Source organism: Domibacillus indicus (assembly GCF_000970685.1).
In the GTDB taxonomy this organism is placed as follows: Bacteria; Bacillota; Bacilli; order Bacillales; family Domibacillaceae; genus Domibacillus; species Domibacillus indicus.
Map to the genome: position 1 here is coordinate 113,517 of NZ_LAJB01000011.1, position 14,979 is coordinate 128,495.

The following is a 14,979-nucleotide window of genomic DNA, read 5'->3' on the forward strand; positions in this document are numbered from 1 at the left end:
AAAATGGAGGAGAAATCCTCCATTTTATTTTAATAGAGGAGTGATTTTGTTGCAGTGGACAACAGCGGAACGATACACACGAATTGAAGATGCAACAAAGGAAGACTTAAAGAAACTGACAAATCAAGTAAAGGCCTGCCCATGGCGGCAAACCTATCATATTCAGCCTGAAACAGGCCTGCTGAATGATCCAAATGGCTTTTCCTTCTACAACGGCGAATATCATTTATTTTATCAATGGTTTCCCCTTGGCCCCGTTCATGGAATAAAATACTGGTATCATACAAAATCAAAAGATCTTGTTCACTGGGAGAATGCCGGTATTGCGATTCACCCAAACGATGAAACCGACAGCCATGGAGCGTATTCTGGCAGCGGCATCGAACACAATGGCCAGCTTTATTTAATGTATACCGGCAATACGCGCGATGAAAATTGGGTTCGCCATCCCAAGCAGAATATTGCCGTTATGAATGAACAGGGCATCGTTTCCAAATGGAAAAAGTCCGTTATCAATGACGTGCCTGATGGCTATACCGATCATTTTCGTGACCCGAAGGTATGGGAAGAAAACGGCCTGTTTTATGCCATTATCGGCGCGCAGCGGATCAACAAAACCGGCTGTGTTGTTTTATACAGTTCTCCTGATATGGAGTCATGGACTTTTGAAGGAGAAATTACAACCTCTCTCCCCCGCTTTGGCTATATGTGGGAATGCCCGGATTATTTTACTGTCAACGGACAGGGTGTTCTCGTTTTTTCACCGCAGGGTATTGCGCCGGACGGCGACTGCTATCATAATATTTATCAATCGGGTTACGTGCTCGGCAATTTGGATGTTCACACACACACCATGCAGCACGGCAGCTTTCAGGAGTTGGACCGCGGCTTTGACTTTTATGCACCGCAAACAATGGAAGCGCCGGATGGGCGGCGGATTATGGTCGGCTGGATGGGCCTCCCTGAGATATCTTATCCAACTGATAAACATGGATGGGCCCACTGCCTGACACTCCCGCGTGAAATTACCATTGAAAATGGGCGGCTTATCCAGCGGCCGATCCGAGAGCTTCAAAGTCTGCGCGGCTTGAAAGCAGAAGCTGCCGCCGAGTTACATGATGAGGTAAAATCATTTGATGGTTTCAGCGGAACTGCATTTGAACTAATTTGCTCTTTTGAGCTGCAGGATGCTGATTCATGCGGAATTGAAATCCGTGCCAGTGAAACAGAAAAAACCGTTATCACATATGATGCTCTTCAGCAAAAGGTCATGGTCGACCGAACAAATTCCGGCGCTCTTTCGGATTCTGCATATGGAACGGTTCGTAGCTGCCGCCTGGAAGCTGAACAAGTCACCTTTCATTTATTCGTAGATTCATCCTCGCTGGAATTGTTTGTAAATGATGGAATGGAAGTATTTACAAGCCGCATTTTTCCCGGTGCTGGGAGTACCGATATCCGCTTTTTCGCAAATGGCGGCCAAGCATCGTGCAATGCGGCAAAGTGGACGATAGGAGGATAAAAAATGGGGACACTTTATTCAATTGGAGAAGTACTAATTGACTTTATTCCACTGCAAAAAGGAAAAGCTTTAAAAGATGTTGTTTCCTTTGAACGAGCGCCAGGCGGAGCTCCTGCCAATGTAGCGGCGTCCGTGTCAAAGCTTGGAGGAAGCTCGGCAATGCTGACCAAACTGGGTGAAGACGCCTTTGGAGACTTTTTATTAGAAAAACTTGCCGAAGCCGGTGTGGAAACAAAGCATATTATTCGCACAAGTGAAGCCAATACGGCTCTTGCTTTTGTTTCACTCCGTGAAGATGGCGAGCGTGACTTTTCTTTTTACCGGAAGCCCTGCGCGGATTTGCTTATGACCGCGGATGAAGTGGATGAATCTCTTTTCTCTGCCGGAGATATTTTGCACTTCTGCTCGGTTGATTTAGTAGAAAGTCCGATGAAGCATGCTCACCTGAAAGCAATCGAATCAGCGAAAAGAAACGGAGCTTTTGTCAGCTTTGATCCAAATGTCCGGCTGCCGCTCTGGGACAGTGAGGAGGCGTGCCGCGAAACCATTTTATCCTTTATTCCGAAAGCCCACCTTATAAAAATATCTGATGAAGAGCTTGAGTTTATTACCGGGCTTTCAGATGAACAAGCAGCCATCAAGTCTCTTTTCACTGGCGATGTGAAAGCAGTCATTTACACGCGAGGCGCGGATGGCGCGGCTCTGTATATGAATGATAGGAAAATGGAGTCGGCCGGCTTTTCTGTACAGGTTCAGGATACAACGGGTGCCGGCGATGCCTTTATCGGCAGCTTTTTATTCCAAATGCTTGAGTTAGAGACAGCGCCGGAAAACAGCTTATCCATTCTCGAGCAGCATGGCGAAGAAATGCTGCAGTTTGCCAACGCAGCCGGCGCCATCACCACAACAGGAAAAGGAGCTATCTCTTCCCTCCCTTCCATTCGTCAAATAAACGAAATGCTGACATCCCCCCTTTAATCCAGGGGGGATTATTATATTTATTTTACCCAGGCAGACGAACGGTTTCGTTTCCGTTACATAAGCCAGATAATCAATTTTCTCCTGGTAAAATACCGATCTAGCGAAAGCAGCTTTTCTTGATTTAAGCCTTCGATAATATATAGCTGCAAGTACCGATATGTCATTATTCCCATTGTATCCCGCCATTCCGTGGCAGTTTTACCGCTTTACTTTGATTTACCGTTATCCCGATTGTCTTAAATGGCTTTTTATCTCGTTTCCGCTTCTTTTTTTCAACACAAAAAGCACCGCCCTGTATCAGGGCAGTGCTTTTTTAATTTGCATTCATTGCATTGAAGATAGCTGCTGTAAATGCCTCACGTGTCGCTGTTTTTGATCCATCAAATTTTTCATTTTGGAAGAATCCGATTTTATCAGTAGAAGCGACCGTTAGAATTCCAGCATAAGCCCAGTGGCTGGAATTAACATCCGAATAAATTGGGCCTGCCGCTGCTGCTGGCAGTTCTAATTCAAATGCCCTGTGAATAATAATAGCCATTTCATTGCGGGTCATATTGTTATACGGGCGGAATGTTTGATCATCAAAACCATTAATAATGCCGGCTTCCTGGATCGCTGCGATATCTGCCGCAAAAGCGTTCCCGGCTGGTACATCGGTAAAGCTTGATGAGGCCTGCGCTTGAAGTCCTAACACACGATTTAAAATAGCGGCTGCCTGGCCCCGGGTTACTTGTTCATCTGGACGGAAAGTATAATCATTATATCCATTAATAATATTGCTTTCAGTTAATGTTTTAATAGCCTGATAGGTAATAGATGCTGCAGGAACATCAGTAAACCAATCCGGTGCCGCAATGGAGGATGCAGGCCCGGCTAATACGCGCTTCGCTCCAGCGTATTTTGGACCCCAATAAGAATCATTCATTGAAACCAATGCAATTCCCTTGCTGGATGTTGCGTTTAACACTTGATTGTTTCCAGCATAAATCCCTACATGGGAAATTCCTTTTTTGTATGTGTTTGCATAGAAAATGAGGTCTCCGACCTGTAATTCGCTTTTTGCTACAGCAGTGCCTACAGCATACTGCTCGCCGGTTGTCCGCGGTAAAGAAACATCGGCCACATTTTTATAAATATATTGAACAAAACCAGAGCAATCGAAGCCGCCTGGAGTTGTTCCTCCCCATACGTACGGTACGCCTATGAACTTTTTCCCATAAGCGACAACTGACTCACCAATAGAAGCGGCTTCTGTTTTAACAGCTGTCAGCGGAGACATGCTTAAAAACAAGATGATAGCCAAAAACGAAAAAATTGCTTTTTTGCAACTGTTCACACTGTACCTCCCCGATTCTCTCACTCTTCTTTTTTTATCTTCCTTATAAATCTCATTCTAGCAAAAATAAACATTACAATGTTTTACGTTAAAATTACATTTTTCGACCCTTTTGTAATAATACATCCTTTTATTTTCCATCCATTAATTTTATTTCACTAGGTTTTTTTCTTTTTTGCATGACTATAGTCGGGTTTGTCTCTCAAGAATTCCTTACCCCCTCCTTTTGGCTTATTTTTTTATCAATGTAAAGCAAGGTTGACATCAGCATGTTTGTAAAGTACACTTTACGTAAAGTAAGCTTTACGAATAGAGGGAATTTATGCAAAATAAAATTAAAGAAAAACGCCTTTTTTTTCAAATCACTCAAGAAGACTTATCAACAAAATTAAATGTATCGAGACAGACCATTATTTCACTGGAAAAAGGGAAATACAAACCCTCGCTCGTGCTTGCCCACAAACTCGCTCAAGTCTTTCGCTGTTCAATTGAAGAGCTGTTTATTTTTGAAGGAGATGAAAACATTGATGAATAATTTAATTGGCTTATCCGGACTTGCCGCAGGACTGCTTATTGCCGGGATCGTTTATTTGATTAACCGCCGGATCGGCAGGAAAAAAAGATGGTTTGACGAAAGGCAGAAGGAGTTAAGCAGGAAGGCAAGAGCGGCTTCCTGGAATATTACCTTCGGAGTACTGATTATTGCATGGGCTGTTGTCATTTTTGTTGACGGTATTTCCTTTTCCTTTTTTTTAATGACCGCACTGTATGTTGCTCACTGTATCGGTTTTTTGTTTACCTCTATTTATTACTCGCAGGATCATTAAAAGCTGGCTATCTATTCGCCCGTTTAAATCCAGCATATTTGCATGTGAATAAGATGCCGGCATGATATATTGTCCAAGTATAGAAAAGGCAGCATTTACAAGCTGGCAGAAAGGAAAAATCACAAAAGGAAAACCCGGGTGATTTTCTTTTATACATTAAAAGGGGAATGGCAGAAAAACCTCTTTATATTTCTTTCTTTTTTAGAAAAACAACGGGCGGAGGGCTGCCGGCGGAAACTTCCGCAGGACGAGCGGACAGGTGAAGCAGACGGCAGCCCTTGACATTGCTCTTCAAAAAACGTTTGTTTCTGGCTAGTAGAAAACTACTTTTCGGCTGAGAAATCCCTTCTCTTCTTTTCGTCTTTAAAATATTTTCATAAAAAGATAAAGGTGACATACAGGCCAAAAATAATCATGGTCACGGCAATAATGCCGGTCAGAACCAAAATGCTGTTTTTCTCCGGCTTAAACACTTCGTTATCAATCGTTTTGCTTTTCGCAAAGTAGCTGTATGTTGAAAAGCCAATGACAAAAAGGCCTGAAATGACAGCGATGATCCCAACCACATTGGCCGCCAAATCCGCTTTAGCAGAATGCTGGGGGAGAAAATTAAAATGAAGGTTAATAACAAGAAACCCAATTCCAATAATGGCGATCGCCGTCCGTACCCAGGCAAGGTAGGTTCGTTCATTCGCTAAATGCTGCTGAATAAATTTAGAGCTTTTTGTTTTTTCCATTCTCTCACCTCTTTTAAAAAATACCCCATCATTATTAAATAGAAAGAATCCTGTTTATACTATACTCATTACCCTGAAACATAGGGAACATTTCTCAAAAAAAGAAAGATCATTAACGAATCCCGTCATATCCTTTATAATAGGAATGGATTATGCGAAAAGGAAGGTGAGCAGCTATCGATGCGCTGCAAATTGCAAACGACTTAAAGAAACAGATTGATGAACAATCTGTGTATTCAATGTTTCCACTCTGTAAACATACGTATACAAAAACAGGCGGAACAGCGGATGTTTTTGTGAAGCCTAAACATATAGACGACTTACAAACAGTTATCAAATATGCGAAAGAAAACAAGACACCCCTGACTATTTTAGGCAATGGATCAAATGTGCTTGTTCGGGATAAAGGGCTGCGCGGCATTGTCATTGCCCTGGAATATTTTGACCAAATTCACGTTGACGGAACTTCCATTACAGCCGGAAGCGGCGCAAAGATTATTGATGTTTCCCGCACAGCTCTTGATCATCATTTAACGGGACTTGAATTTGCATGCGGTATTCCCGGCTCAGTCGGTGGAGCCCTTGTTATGAATGCAGGAGCCTATGGGGGAGAAACATCGAATGTCTTAACGAAGGCGGTTGTCCTTTCCTATGAAGGCGAGCTGATAACGTTAAAAGAAGACGACTTTCATTTTGGCTATCGCAAAAGTGTGTTTACAGAAAAAGATTATATTATTTTAGAGGCTGTTTTTGAGCTAAAGCCTGGAAACTATGAGGAAATTAAAGAAGCGATGGACACGTTTACTGCTCTTCGCGAATCTAAACAGCCGCTGGAATACCCTTCATGCGGAAGTGTTTTCAAACGCCCGGCCGGATACTTCGCTGGAAAACTCATCCAGGACAGCGGCCTCCAGGGAACCCGTATCGGCGGCGCTGAAATTTCTACTAAGCATGCGGGCTTTATTGTTAATGTAGATAGCGCTTCTTCAAGCGATTATTTGCATCTGATCCGTCATGCACAAAAAACCGTATATGAAAAATTCGGCGTTCAGCTGGAAACAGAAGTGAAAATTATCGGTGAAGAATAAGCAAAAAAGCCGCTTTCTTTTATAACAAAGCGGCTTTTTTTATAGGAGAAGATACCGGAGTGTTTACAAATGAAATGATTGCTTCTTTCAATGAGCTTGAAACCGCTGTATATCAATACATTTCAAAAAACAGCCATAAAGTGATTTATATGCGTATCCGTGAGCTGGCAGCCGAAACACATGTCTCCACTGCCACCATTTTACGCTTCTGCCGAAAAGCAGGCTGTGATGGATTTTCTGAATTTAAGGTAAGGCTGAAGCTTCATTTACAAGAAGATGGCCAAAAGCATCTGAAAAGCATGAACCATTCGGTCACAGAATTTTTTGAGCGAACGCTGAATGGTCCTATTGAAGAACATATCTCAGAAGCGGCACGTATTATGGAAGCAGCAGACAGTATTATTTTTATTGGCATTGGCAGCTCCGGCATTTTGGCGGAATACGGCGCCCGCTATTTTTCCAGCCTGGGAAAGCTGGCTTTGTACATAAAAGACCCTCACTACCCAATCCATACAGATTTCCTTCAAAACAGCGCAACCGTTGTTTTATCTGTTTCCGGTGAAAATGATTATACAGTCCGGCACGCACACCAGATGCGTGAAGCAGGAAGCGTTGTAATCAGTATTACAAACAATAAGCATTGTACCGTGGCTAAAATTTCCGATTTGAATCTCTCTTATTATGTTTCAGAAGAGCGTTTCGAAGAATCCAATATTACCACCCAGGTACCTGTTGTTTATATTCTTGAATCACTTGCCCGGGAAATATACCGGCTGTCCCGGCAAAAACAATAAAAAACGGATTGCGCCTGAAAGCAATCCGTTTTTTAAAATTATAGTTCTTCTCCATTTGTCGCAATCACATTTTGATACCAGGCAAAGCTGTTCTTTTTGCTTCGAGCCAGGGTTCCCTTTCCATCATCATCAAGGTCAACGTAAATAAACCCGTACCGTTTGGACATTTCAGATGTAGAGAAGCTGACAAGATCAATCGGGCCCCAGGCTGTATAGCCCATTAAGTCAACCCCGTCACCCACCGCTTCTTTCATCGCTGCAATGTGCCGGCCCAAATAATCGATGCGGTATTGATCATGAATTGAACCATCTTCTTCTACTTTATCAAAAGCTCCAAGTCCATTTTCCACTACAAAAAGCGGTTTTTCATACCGTTCATAAAACATGTTCAGCAGAGTGCGAAGGCCAGTCGGATCAATCTGCCAGCCCCAATCCGAGGCTTCCAAATATGGGTTTTTCAAATTGGTTAAAATATTTCCCGCTGCCTGCTCACCGGCAGTTTCCGGCCGCGCAGATACCGTGGACATATAGTAGCTGAGAGAAACAAAGTCAACAAGATTTTCTTTCAGCACCTGGTCATCTTCCGGTGCCATCTCAATCGTAATATTGTTCTCATGGAAGAAGCGGTTCATATAAGCAGGATAGTGCCCGCGCACATGAACATCTGTAAAGAAAAAGGTTTTATGCTGGTCCTGGAGTGCCGCCAGCATGTCGCCGGGATGCGGCGTATTTGAATAATTCAGCATACCCAGCACCATGCAGCCAATTTTCCCGCCAGGCACAAGACGGCGGCATGCTTCAACCGCTCTGGCGCTTGCAACAAGCTGATGATGCGCTGCCTGAAATGATGCCTGCAGTACTTCTTCTTCCTTCACCTGGTCCCGCAGGAATCCGCCGCTGATAAAGGGACTCATTAAAATTGAGTTAATTTCATTAAAGGTGATCCAGTATTTCACTTTATCTTTAAAGCGATTCAAAACCGTTTTTGCATAGCGCGTAAAGAAATCAATCGTTTTCCGATTGGTCCAGCCGCCATACTCCATGGACAGGTGAAGCGGCATTTCATAATGAGACAACGTCACCACCGGCTCGATGCCGTTTTTCAGAAGCTCGTCAAACAGTTCATCGTAATAAGCAAGCCCCGCTTCGTTTGGCTCTGCCTCATCCCCATTCGGAAAAATACGAGTCCAGGCAATCGACAGCCGGAATGCTTTAAATCCTAATTCTTTAAACAACGCGATATCTTCTTTATAGCGATGGTAAAAATCAATGCCGTACCGCTTCGGAAAATGGCGGCTTGCTTCATCACGAAGCGCTTCTTTTACTTCTTCTGTTGAGGGAAATGGCAAATGCAGCTTTTTCCGGTCCTCCGGCTTAATCCGCTCGATCACATCGTTATTTGACAGTCCCTTGCCGGCTTCATTGTAGGCCCCTTCTATCTGGTTAGCCGCTGTTGCGCCGCCCCATAAAAAATTCTCAGGAAACTTTATTTCGTACGCCATAGTGCTCCCGCTCCTTTTCTATATTTTATTCTTATCCTAGCGTGTACCAATTTCCCGGTAAATAAAAGACACTGATTTTGTCCGGTATAACGTGAATTGAAACTTGTTACTCTGTTGTTCCGCCCTGTTACTTCCTTTTTTTTAAATATCAAAAAAGCGGCCTGCCTTAAACACAGCAGACCGCTTTTTTACCCGTACAGCATATTCCCTCATTTTAGCGAAGCATGGGTTTTTATTTTATAATTCGCTTTGCTCCTATATACCGGTCCTGCCAGTACTTATCACTCATTTTTACGGCTTTTACTCCTTTGGAGGTTGCGCCGATAAAGGTCCCGTTTTTATCATAGATACCCACAAACGATACTTTTCCTTTCACGCCGGTTGCATAAAAAACCAGGTCTCCTGCTTTTAATTCTTTTTTGCTAACCGCTTTTCCTATTTTGTACTGTTCTGTGCTTGTACGCGGAATAGCCATTTTGGCTGACGCCGTTTTGTACACATATTGGGTAAAGCCGCTTGCATCAAATCCTTTTGGGGTTGTCCCGCCATATTTATAAGGGGTTCCCACATACCTGCCGGCTGTGGCCGCAGCTTCCTCCCCATAATTAATCGATGCAGACGCATTTGAAACCGGGCCAAACAGAAATGCCGCTGCCAGAGACAAAATTGCAAAAGCCGCTGCTGCCCATTTTACACCTGACAAATTCATAACCACTTTTCTTCCTCCTCGATTTGAAAAATAAACCACAAAGATAAATATATGAGCCTTGCTTTTAAACATTCTTAAAAAATTTTTTTGTTGGCTAATTTAGTGAAGCAAACGCTGGAAGCGCCAGAATATAAAAAAGCATGGACAGCGCCCATGCTTTTTCTTTTATTTATTTGTATTATAAAACTCTGCCGGTATGGAAGCGAAATGCCGCCGGTGATAAAGCATCGGATCTTTATCGGCGTTAATCTGGATATCGTCTACTTCCCCAATCAAAATTGTATGGTCCCCTGCTTCAACTGTTTTGAATGTGTTACACTGCAGCACAGCAAACGCGCCTTCGATAATCGGCAGATTGTATTCTGGTGAAAAAGACCATTTACAGGTGCTGAAGCGGTCCACGCCTTTTGTGGCAAACGTCATACAAAGATCCTGCTGGTCCCCGGCCAGAATATGGACCGCGAATTTTCCGCTTTTTACAAACTCTTGAATGGTTGACACTTTATGATCAATCGACCATAGAATTAAAAGCGGGTCCAGTGAGACGGACGCAAATGAATTAACGGTTAGTCCTACTGGCTCGCCGTTAGCAGCTGCTGTTGTTACAACAGTAACACCTGTCGGGTAATTGCCCATTGCTTCTTTAAATAACTGCTGTTTTTGCTCGCCTGCCATTTTTTCTCCCCCTTTAGTAACTGATCTTCTTTTATCGTATCGCGCCTCTGGATTTTTTACCACTTTTGAACAAAAAAACTGTTTCTTATTAAGAAAACAGCTTTTTGGGGCGGAATATGCTGTTTAGAGGCAAAATTCATGACGCCTCGGGCGGTAAAATATTTTTTCCGCCCCGGCCAGAGAAGAAACCGGCCCAAACACTTCATCTCCCACTTATCTTTTCAGCCTGGCTGTGCATCCAGCACACCCCTTCCTTTTTGTTAGTTATTCAAATTCGAGTTAAATATGATAAGATTCTTCATCGGCGTCAGGGCTTTAATTTAAATCAAATTGAAATGCTTTGAATAGAAAAGCTGTCTCAGCCATTGAGACAGCCCGCTTTAATTATTTTACTTCAATCATAATTGCATCTCCCTGGCCGCTTCCGGAACAGATTGCCGCGATACCAATCCCTCCACCACGGCGCCGAAGTTCATAGGCGAGTGTCAGAATGATGCGTGCGCCGCTTGCACCAATCGGGTGCCCAAACGCGACCGCGCCGCCGTTAACGTTTACTTTTTCAGGGTCAAGACCGGCAATTTTGCTGCTGGCGAGAGCTACTGCCGCAAAAGCCTCATTTATTTCAAACAACTCAATTTCCTCTGCAGTTTTTCCTGTTTTCTTTAAAATTTCATTAATGACAAGTCCGGGAGTCTGCGGAAATCTTTCCGCTTCAACGGCTACTTCAGCATGGGCAAGTATTGTTGCTAAAAACGGTTTTCCTTCCTTTTGGGCCCGTTCATCACTCATTAAGACGAGAGCAGCTGCCCCGTCATTCACACCGGGCGCATTTCCTGCAGTGATCGTCCCGTCTTTGCCAAAGGCAGGGCGCAGCTTTGCGAGAGCTTCCTGTGTAGTATCTCTCCGCGGCGCTTCATCTTGATCAACGATAATCGGATCTCCTTTGCGCTGCGGCACCTGAACCGGCACAATCTCTTCTGCCATCGTTCCGTTTTCAATAGCCATGATGGCACGCTGATGGCTCCTGGCCGCCCAATTGTCCTGGTCTTCACGTGTCAGTTCCAGTTCTTCCGCCGTCGCATTTCCGTACGTGCCCATATGCACACCTGTAAAGCTGCATGACAGCCCATCATGTATCATTAAATCTATCATTGGCACATCCCCCATACGGGCACCCCATCTTGCTTTAGCTGTTCCGTACGGTACATTGGACATTGATTCCATGCCGCCGGCCAGAATAACTTCTTCATCGCCGCTCCGGATAATCTGGTCAGCTATCGTTACACTTCGAAGGCCTGATGCACACACTTTATTGATTGTTTCCGTTTTAATTCCCCAGGAAATACCCGCTTCACGGGCTGCTTGCCGTGAAGGAATCTGTCCCTGGCCAGCCTGAAGAACATTGCCAAAAATGATTTCACCCAGCTGTTCCGGCTTTACGCCCGCCCGCTTCATTGCTTCTTTCATGGCAATGCCGCCCAGCTGTGCGGCTGTTAATGGGGCAAGTGCTCCTCCGAACTTGCCCACCGGTGTGCGTGCTCCTTCAAGAATGACTGTTTTTGCCACTTATTTCACCTCCGCGAATTCTGGTGCCACTGTAAAGGAAGCCGCTGTTTTCTCTTTTACTTCTTCAATCGTAATTCCTTCCATCGTTTCAATAAGCATCATGCCTTTATCGGTGAAATCAAAAACAGCAAGGTCGGTAATCAGGCGGTGCACAACTCCCTGCCCCGTTAACGGCAGCGAGCATTCTTTTTTTATTTTCGATTCGCCGTGTTTGTTTACATGCTCCATAATAACGACGACCCGTTTGGCGCCATTTACTAAATCCATTGCGCCGCCCATGCCTTTCACCATTTTCCCCGGTATCATCCAGTTGGCAAGATCCGCTGTTTCGGACACTTCCATGCCCCCCAAAATAGCGAGGTCAATATGCCCTCCCCGGATCATTGCAAATGATTCTGCACTGTCAAAAAACGAAGAACCCGGCATCGTAGTAATCGTTTCTTTGCCAGCGTTAATCAAGTCTGGGTCCTCTTTGCCTTCAACTGGATACGGACCAATGCCGAGCAGCCCATTTTCCGATTGAAGCAGCACATTAAAGTCAGCTGGAATTTCATTTGCAACCAGGGTCGGCATCCCAATACCAAGGTTGACATTCATGCCGTCCTGAATTTCTTTTACCGCCCGCTTCACAATTGCTATCCGCTTATCCTTCATTAATAATCCGCTCCTTTTTAGCGAGCCGTGACAACCGTCCGGCGTTCGATTCGTTTTTGATAATCAGTCCCTAAAAGCAGCCTTTGAACATAAATGCCTGGTGTATGAATTTCATCCGGGTCCAGTTCGCCCGGCTCGACAATTTCCTCTGCTTCCGCAATCGTAATTTTGCCTGCCATTGCTGCAAGAGGATTGAAATTGCGGGACGTCTTCCGGAAAACAAGATTTCCAAGTGTATCCGCCTTCCATGCCTTTACAAAAGCAAAATCCGCCGTAATTCCTTTTTCAAGCAAATATGTTTTCCCATCAAATTTCTTCGTTTCTTTTCCTTCCGCAATCGGTGTGCCAACCCCCGTCGCCGTATAAAACCCCGGGATTCCCGCCCCTCCTGCACGCATCCGCTCAGCCAGCGTTCCCTGCGGTGTTAATTCCACTTCCAGCTCACCGTTTAAAAACTGCTGTTCAAAAATTTTGTTTTCTCCCACATAGGAGGACACCATTTTTTTGATTTGTTTATTGGCTAGAAGCAGCCCGAGCCCCCAGTTATCCACTCCGCAATTATTGCTGTAAATTGTTAAATCCTTTGTTCCTTGCTCACAGAGCGCTTGAATCGCTTTTTCCGGAATACCGCACAAACCGAACCCCCCGACAGCAATAGAAGCTCCATCCCTAATGTCTGAAACCGCTTTCGGAAATGATGACATCACTTTGCTCATGCCCTGTTCCCCTTTCAGTTATTTTCTTATGTAAGAGTTTACATCCAGAGAATATATAAGTAAAATACATAAATAGAATAAACTTTATTCTGTTAAAGAATAAATTAACATACCCACAAAGTCTTTCGCTTTTTAAGGGGATAAGGAGTGATTGTATTGGAACTTCGCGACCTGCAGTCTTTTTTATATGTAGCAGACTATAAAAGCTTTACAAAAGCGGCAGAGCATTCTTATAGCTCTCAGCCTTCCTTAAGCAAGGCGGTCAAAAAATTAGAAGAAGAACTGCATGTTGAGCTGTTTGACCGTTCTACCCGCCACCTTTATTTAACCGATGCCGGCAAAGTTGTTTATGCTCAGGCATCCAAAGCAATGGCGCCGCTTCGTGAGCTTCCCGTGCTGCTGGATGAGCTGATGGCTGTAGCAGCTGGAACGATCCGAATTGGCGTACCTCCTCTGATCGGTACACTCTTTTTCCCGCAAATAGCGAGAAGATTCCATGAGCGGTATCCGAACGTTGTCCTGGAACTTGTAGAGGACGGGGCGAAGGTTATTGAACAGCTTACCGCTGACGGAAGTGTGGATGTTGGGATTGTTGTGCTGCCGGTCGATGAAGGTATATTCGATATTTATTCATTTATCACAGATGAGTTTGCTCTTTATACGCATAGCGATCACCCGCTGGCTGAACGCCAGGCAGTTGCCCTTTCCGAGCTTCAGGATGAAAAATTCATCGTTTTTTCAAAAAATTTCACCCTGCATGATTATGTATTGAACGCCTGTAAAAAGACAGGGTTTAATCCAGCTGTTTCATACGAAAGCTCGCAATGGGATCTTATCTTTGAACTGGTTGCTTCACGCCTTGGCGTGACCATACTTCCGAAATCTGTATTTCAAAAGCAATCAAACCCATCCATTATCATGATTCCTCTCCATCAGCTGCTCCCCTGGAATCTGGGGATTATTACAAAAAAAGGTGCATACCAGTCATTCGCACTAAAGAAGCTTTTAAAAATGATCAATGAAAAGACCGCTTTTCCTTCATGAAAAGCGGCCTCTTTTTTATTTTTCGAAGCTTTCATAAAGCGTGTTAAGCACTTCGTCCACCACATTTTGAACCTCACTTGCGAAATTAATAAAAATGAACTGCATTGCTTCGGCTTCTTCCATAAAACGTTCGCCCTCCGTTTCGTAAACACTAAAAAACGGGACGTTAAAATACACATCAATTTCTTCTGTTTCGTTTTCGTCTTCAGGGCTTTTCACAATAAAGTAAACATCCAGATCGCCCACGTGCTGCTGCTCCCGGTCTTTAAAGCTGATGGTAATCCGGTGTGTACTGTTGTGTTTCCCTTGTTCGATTGCTGTTTCAATTGCTTCTGTGTCAACAACCGGCTTGATTCCGCTCACTGAAAGCATTGCTTTTTCCTCCTTTTAATAGCCGACAATCTCTAAATAAAAGTCACCTGCTGCGCCTTTTTCATATAAATTAACCGTTGATGTGGAATACTTGTGAATCGTTCCCTTAAACTCTATATTCCGGGCCGGCACGCTGACATGGAAATCATTTTGATAAAGCAGCGTTGTCACATCATGGTATTCCTCATGCGTTACATTAAAATGGAACGCAATTTTTGGCACCTGCTTTTCACCTTTTTGAACAGCTTCCTCTTGAAAATCCAGAGCTTGAAAAAGCCGTTCGTTTAAATAAACCGTCTCGCTCATCATGTCCCTCCTTCGTTCTTCCCATTCAGTATAAGGAAGCAAATCCCTTTCGTCAGCTTGTTTGCCTGCTTGCCCGGCGGATGCAATCCGCCATACACCTCCGGCTAAAAGCTGCTATGTATATCGCCTGGCAGCTTCCCCGTACATTTT

At 44.1% G+C, this 14,979-nt stretch carries 17 protein-coding genes; 7 read left to right on the forward strand and 10 right to left on the reverse strand.

What is annotated here, in order from left to right; all coding sequences use genetic code 11:
• Positions 1-49: 49 nt before the first annotated feature.
• The gene (locus tag VP98_RS13330) at positions 50-1,522 is read left to right on the forward strand and encodes a glycoside hydrolase family 32 protein (protein ID WP_046175880.1); all 1,473 of its coding nucleotides are present in this window, start codon (positions 50-52) and stop codon (positions 1,520-1,522) included.
• Between the two features lie 3 nt (positions 1,523-1,525).
• Positions 1,526-2,500 (forward strand): carbohydrate kinase family protein, encoded by a 975-nt coding sequence (locus VP98_RS13335; protein ID WP_046175881.1) that lies wholly within the window; start codon positions 1,526-1,528, stop codon positions 2,498-2,500.
• Positions 2,501-2,816: 316 nt separating this feature from the next.
• Here the strand turns inward: VP98_RS13335 and VP98_RS13340 are convergent, their stop codons facing one another.
• Positions 2,817-3,839, reverse strand: a complete 1,023-nt coding sequence (locus VP98_RS13340; RefSeq protein ID WP_082087931.1) for a C40 family peptidase — start codon at positions 3,837-3,839, stop codon at positions 2,817-2,819.
• 322 nt (positions 3,840-4,161) lie between these two features.
• Here VP98_RS13340 and VP98_RS13345 point away from each other — a divergent pair, with 322 nt between their 5' ends.
• Positions 4,162-4,374 (forward strand): helix-turn-helix transcriptional regulator, encoded by a 213-nt coding sequence (locus tag VP98_RS13345; protein WP_046175882.1) that lies wholly within the window; start codon positions 4,162-4,164, stop codon positions 4,372-4,374.
• Positions 4,367-4,666: a DUF2178 domain-containing protein gene (locus VP98_RS13350; RefSeq protein WP_231584182.1), complete on the forward strand. Its 300-nt coding sequence runs from the start codon at positions 4,367-4,369 to the stop codon at positions 4,664-4,666. The genes VP98_RS13345 and VP98_RS13350 overlap by 8 nt, the downstream gene beginning before the upstream one ends.
• 374 nt (positions 4,667-5,040) lie before the next feature.
• Here the strand turns inward: VP98_RS13350 and VP98_RS13360 are convergent, their stop codons facing one another.
• A complete protein-coding gene (locus VP98_RS13360) occupies positions 5,041-5,403 on the reverse strand; it encodes a YidH family protein (RefSeq protein WP_046175885.1) in 363 nt (120 codons plus the stop codon).
• Positions 5,404-5,594: 191 nt separating this feature from the next.
• Here VP98_RS13360 and murB point away from each other — a divergent pair, with 191 nt between their 5' ends.
• Together murB and VP98_RS13370 are read left to right on the forward strand one after the other, a co-directional pair.
• Positions 5,595-6,491 (forward strand): UDP-N-acetylmuramate dehydrogenase, encoded by an 897-nt coding sequence (gene murB / locus VP98_RS13365; RefSeq protein ID WP_407919219.1) that lies wholly within the window; start codon positions 5,595-5,597, stop codon positions 6,489-6,491.
• Between the two features lie 59 nt (positions 6,492-6,550).
• The gene (locus VP98_RS13370) at positions 6,551-7,285 is read left to right on the forward strand and encodes a MurR/RpiR family transcriptional regulator (RefSeq protein WP_046175887.1); all 735 of its coding nucleotides are present in this window, start codon (positions 6,551-6,553) and stop codon (positions 7,283-7,285) included.
• A 38-nt stretch (positions 7,286-7,323) separates the two neighbouring features.
• Here VP98_RS13370 and VP98_RS13375 read toward each other — a convergent pair whose 3' ends face one another.
• The 6 genes from VP98_RS13375 to VP98_RS13400 all read right to left on the reverse strand — a co-directional run bounded on the left by VP98_RS13375 (position 7,324) and on the right by VP98_RS13400 (position 13,107).
• Positions 7,324-8,787 (reverse strand): glycoside hydrolase family 1 protein, encoded by a 1,464-nt coding sequence (locus tag VP98_RS13375; protein WP_046175888.1) that lies wholly within the window; start codon positions 8,785-8,787, stop codon positions 7,324-7,326.
• Positions 8,788-9,019: 232 nt separating this feature from the next.
• Complete coding sequence (locus VP98_RS13380) at positions 9,020-9,496, reverse strand: C40 family peptidase (RefSeq protein ID WP_046175938.1); 477 nt, start codon at positions 9,494-9,496, stop codon at positions 9,020-9,022.
• Between the two features lie 165 nt (positions 9,497-9,661).
• Positions 9,662-10,171 carry a flavin reductase family protein gene (locus VP98_RS13385; protein WP_046175889.1) on the reverse strand — a complete coding sequence of 170 codons (510 nt, stop codon included), beginning with the start codon at positions 10,169-10,171 and terminating at the stop codon, positions 9,662-9,664.
• 384 nt (positions 10,172-10,555) lie between these two features.
• Positions 10,556-11,737: an acetyl-CoA C-acetyltransferase gene (locus VP98_RS13390; protein ID WP_046175890.1), complete on the reverse strand. Its 1,182-nt coding sequence runs from the start codon at positions 11,735-11,737 to the stop codon at positions 10,556-10,558.
• Positions 11,738-12,391: a 3-oxoacid CoA-transferase subunit B gene (locus VP98_RS13395; RefSeq protein WP_046175891.1), complete on the reverse strand. Its 654-nt coding sequence runs from the start codon at positions 12,389-12,391 to the stop codon at positions 11,738-11,740.
• Between the two features lie 17 nt (positions 12,392-12,408).
• Positions 12,409-13,107: a CoA transferase subunit A gene (locus tag VP98_RS13400; RefSeq protein ID WP_046175892.1), complete on the reverse strand. Its 699-nt coding sequence runs from the start codon at positions 13,105-13,107 to the stop codon at positions 12,409-12,411.
• Positions 13,108-13,263: 156 nt separating this feature from the next.
• Here VP98_RS13400 and VP98_RS13405 point away from each other — a divergent pair, with 156 nt between their 5' ends.
• Positions 13,264-14,151, forward strand: coding sequence for a LysR family transcriptional regulator (locus VP98_RS13405; protein ID WP_046175893.1), 888 nt, complete (start codon positions 13,264-13,266; stop codon positions 14,149-14,151).
• A gap of 15 nt (positions 14,152-14,166) precedes the next feature.
• On the opposite strand, the gene VP98_RS13410 is transcribed toward VP98_RS13405, so the two are convergent.
• Together VP98_RS13410 and VP98_RS13415 are read right to left on the reverse strand one after the other, a co-directional pair.
• Complete coding sequence (locus VP98_RS13410) at positions 14,167-14,523, reverse strand: hypothetical protein (RefSeq protein WP_046175894.1); 357 nt, start codon at positions 14,521-14,523, stop codon at positions 14,167-14,169.
• Between the two features lie 15 nt (positions 14,524-14,538).
• Positions 14,539-14,829, reverse strand: a complete 291-nt coding sequence (locus tag VP98_RS13415) for a DUF3219 family protein (RefSeq protein ID WP_046175895.1) — start codon at positions 14,827-14,829, stop codon at positions 14,539-14,541.
• Positions 14,830-14,979 lie beyond the last annotated feature (150 nt).

Coding starts and splice junctions, on each gene's coding strand:
- VP98_RS13345 (WP_046175882.1), top strand. CDS start 4,162: ATGCAAAATAAAATTAAAGAAAAACGCCTTTTTTTTCAAATCACTCAA.
- VP98_RS13385 (WP_046175889.1), bottom strand. CDS start 10,171: ATGGCAGGCGAGCAAAAACAGCAGTTATTTAAAGAAGCAATGGGCAAT.
- VP98_RS13375 (WP_046175888.1), bottom strand. CDS start 8,787: ATGGCGTACGAAATAAAGTTTCCTGAGAATTTTTTATGGGGCGGCGCA.
- VP98_RS13360 (WP_046175885.1), bottom strand. CDS start 5,403: ATGGAAAAAACAAAAAGCTCTAAATTTATTCAGCAGCATTTAGCGAAT.
- VP98_RS13395 (WP_046175891.1), bottom strand. CDS start 12,391: ATGAAGGATAAGCGGATAGCAATTGTGAAGCGGGCGGTAAAAGAAATT.
- VP98_RS13380 (WP_046175938.1), bottom strand. CDS start 9,496: ATGAATTTGTCAGGTGTAAAATGGGCAGCAGCGGCTTTTGCAATTTTG.
- VP98_RS13410 (WP_046175894.1), bottom strand. CDS start 14,523: ATGCTTTCAGTGAGCGGAATCAAGCCGGTTGTTGACACAGAAGCAATT.
- VP98_RS13415 (WP_046175895.1), bottom strand. CDS start 14,829: ATGAGCGAGACGGTTTATTTAAACGAACGGCTTTTTCAAGCTCTGGAT.
- VP98_RS13335 (WP_046175881.1), top strand. CDS start 1,526: ATGGGGACACTTTATTCAATTGGAGAAGTACTAATTGACTTTATTCCA.
- VP98_RS13400 (WP_046175892.1), bottom strand. CDS start 13,107: ATGAGCAAAGTGATGTCATCATTTCCGAAAGCGGTTTCAGACATTAGG.
- VP98_RS13350 (WP_231584182.1), top strand. CDS start 4,367: ATGAATAATTTAATTGGCTTATCCGGACTTGCCGCAGGACTGCTTATT.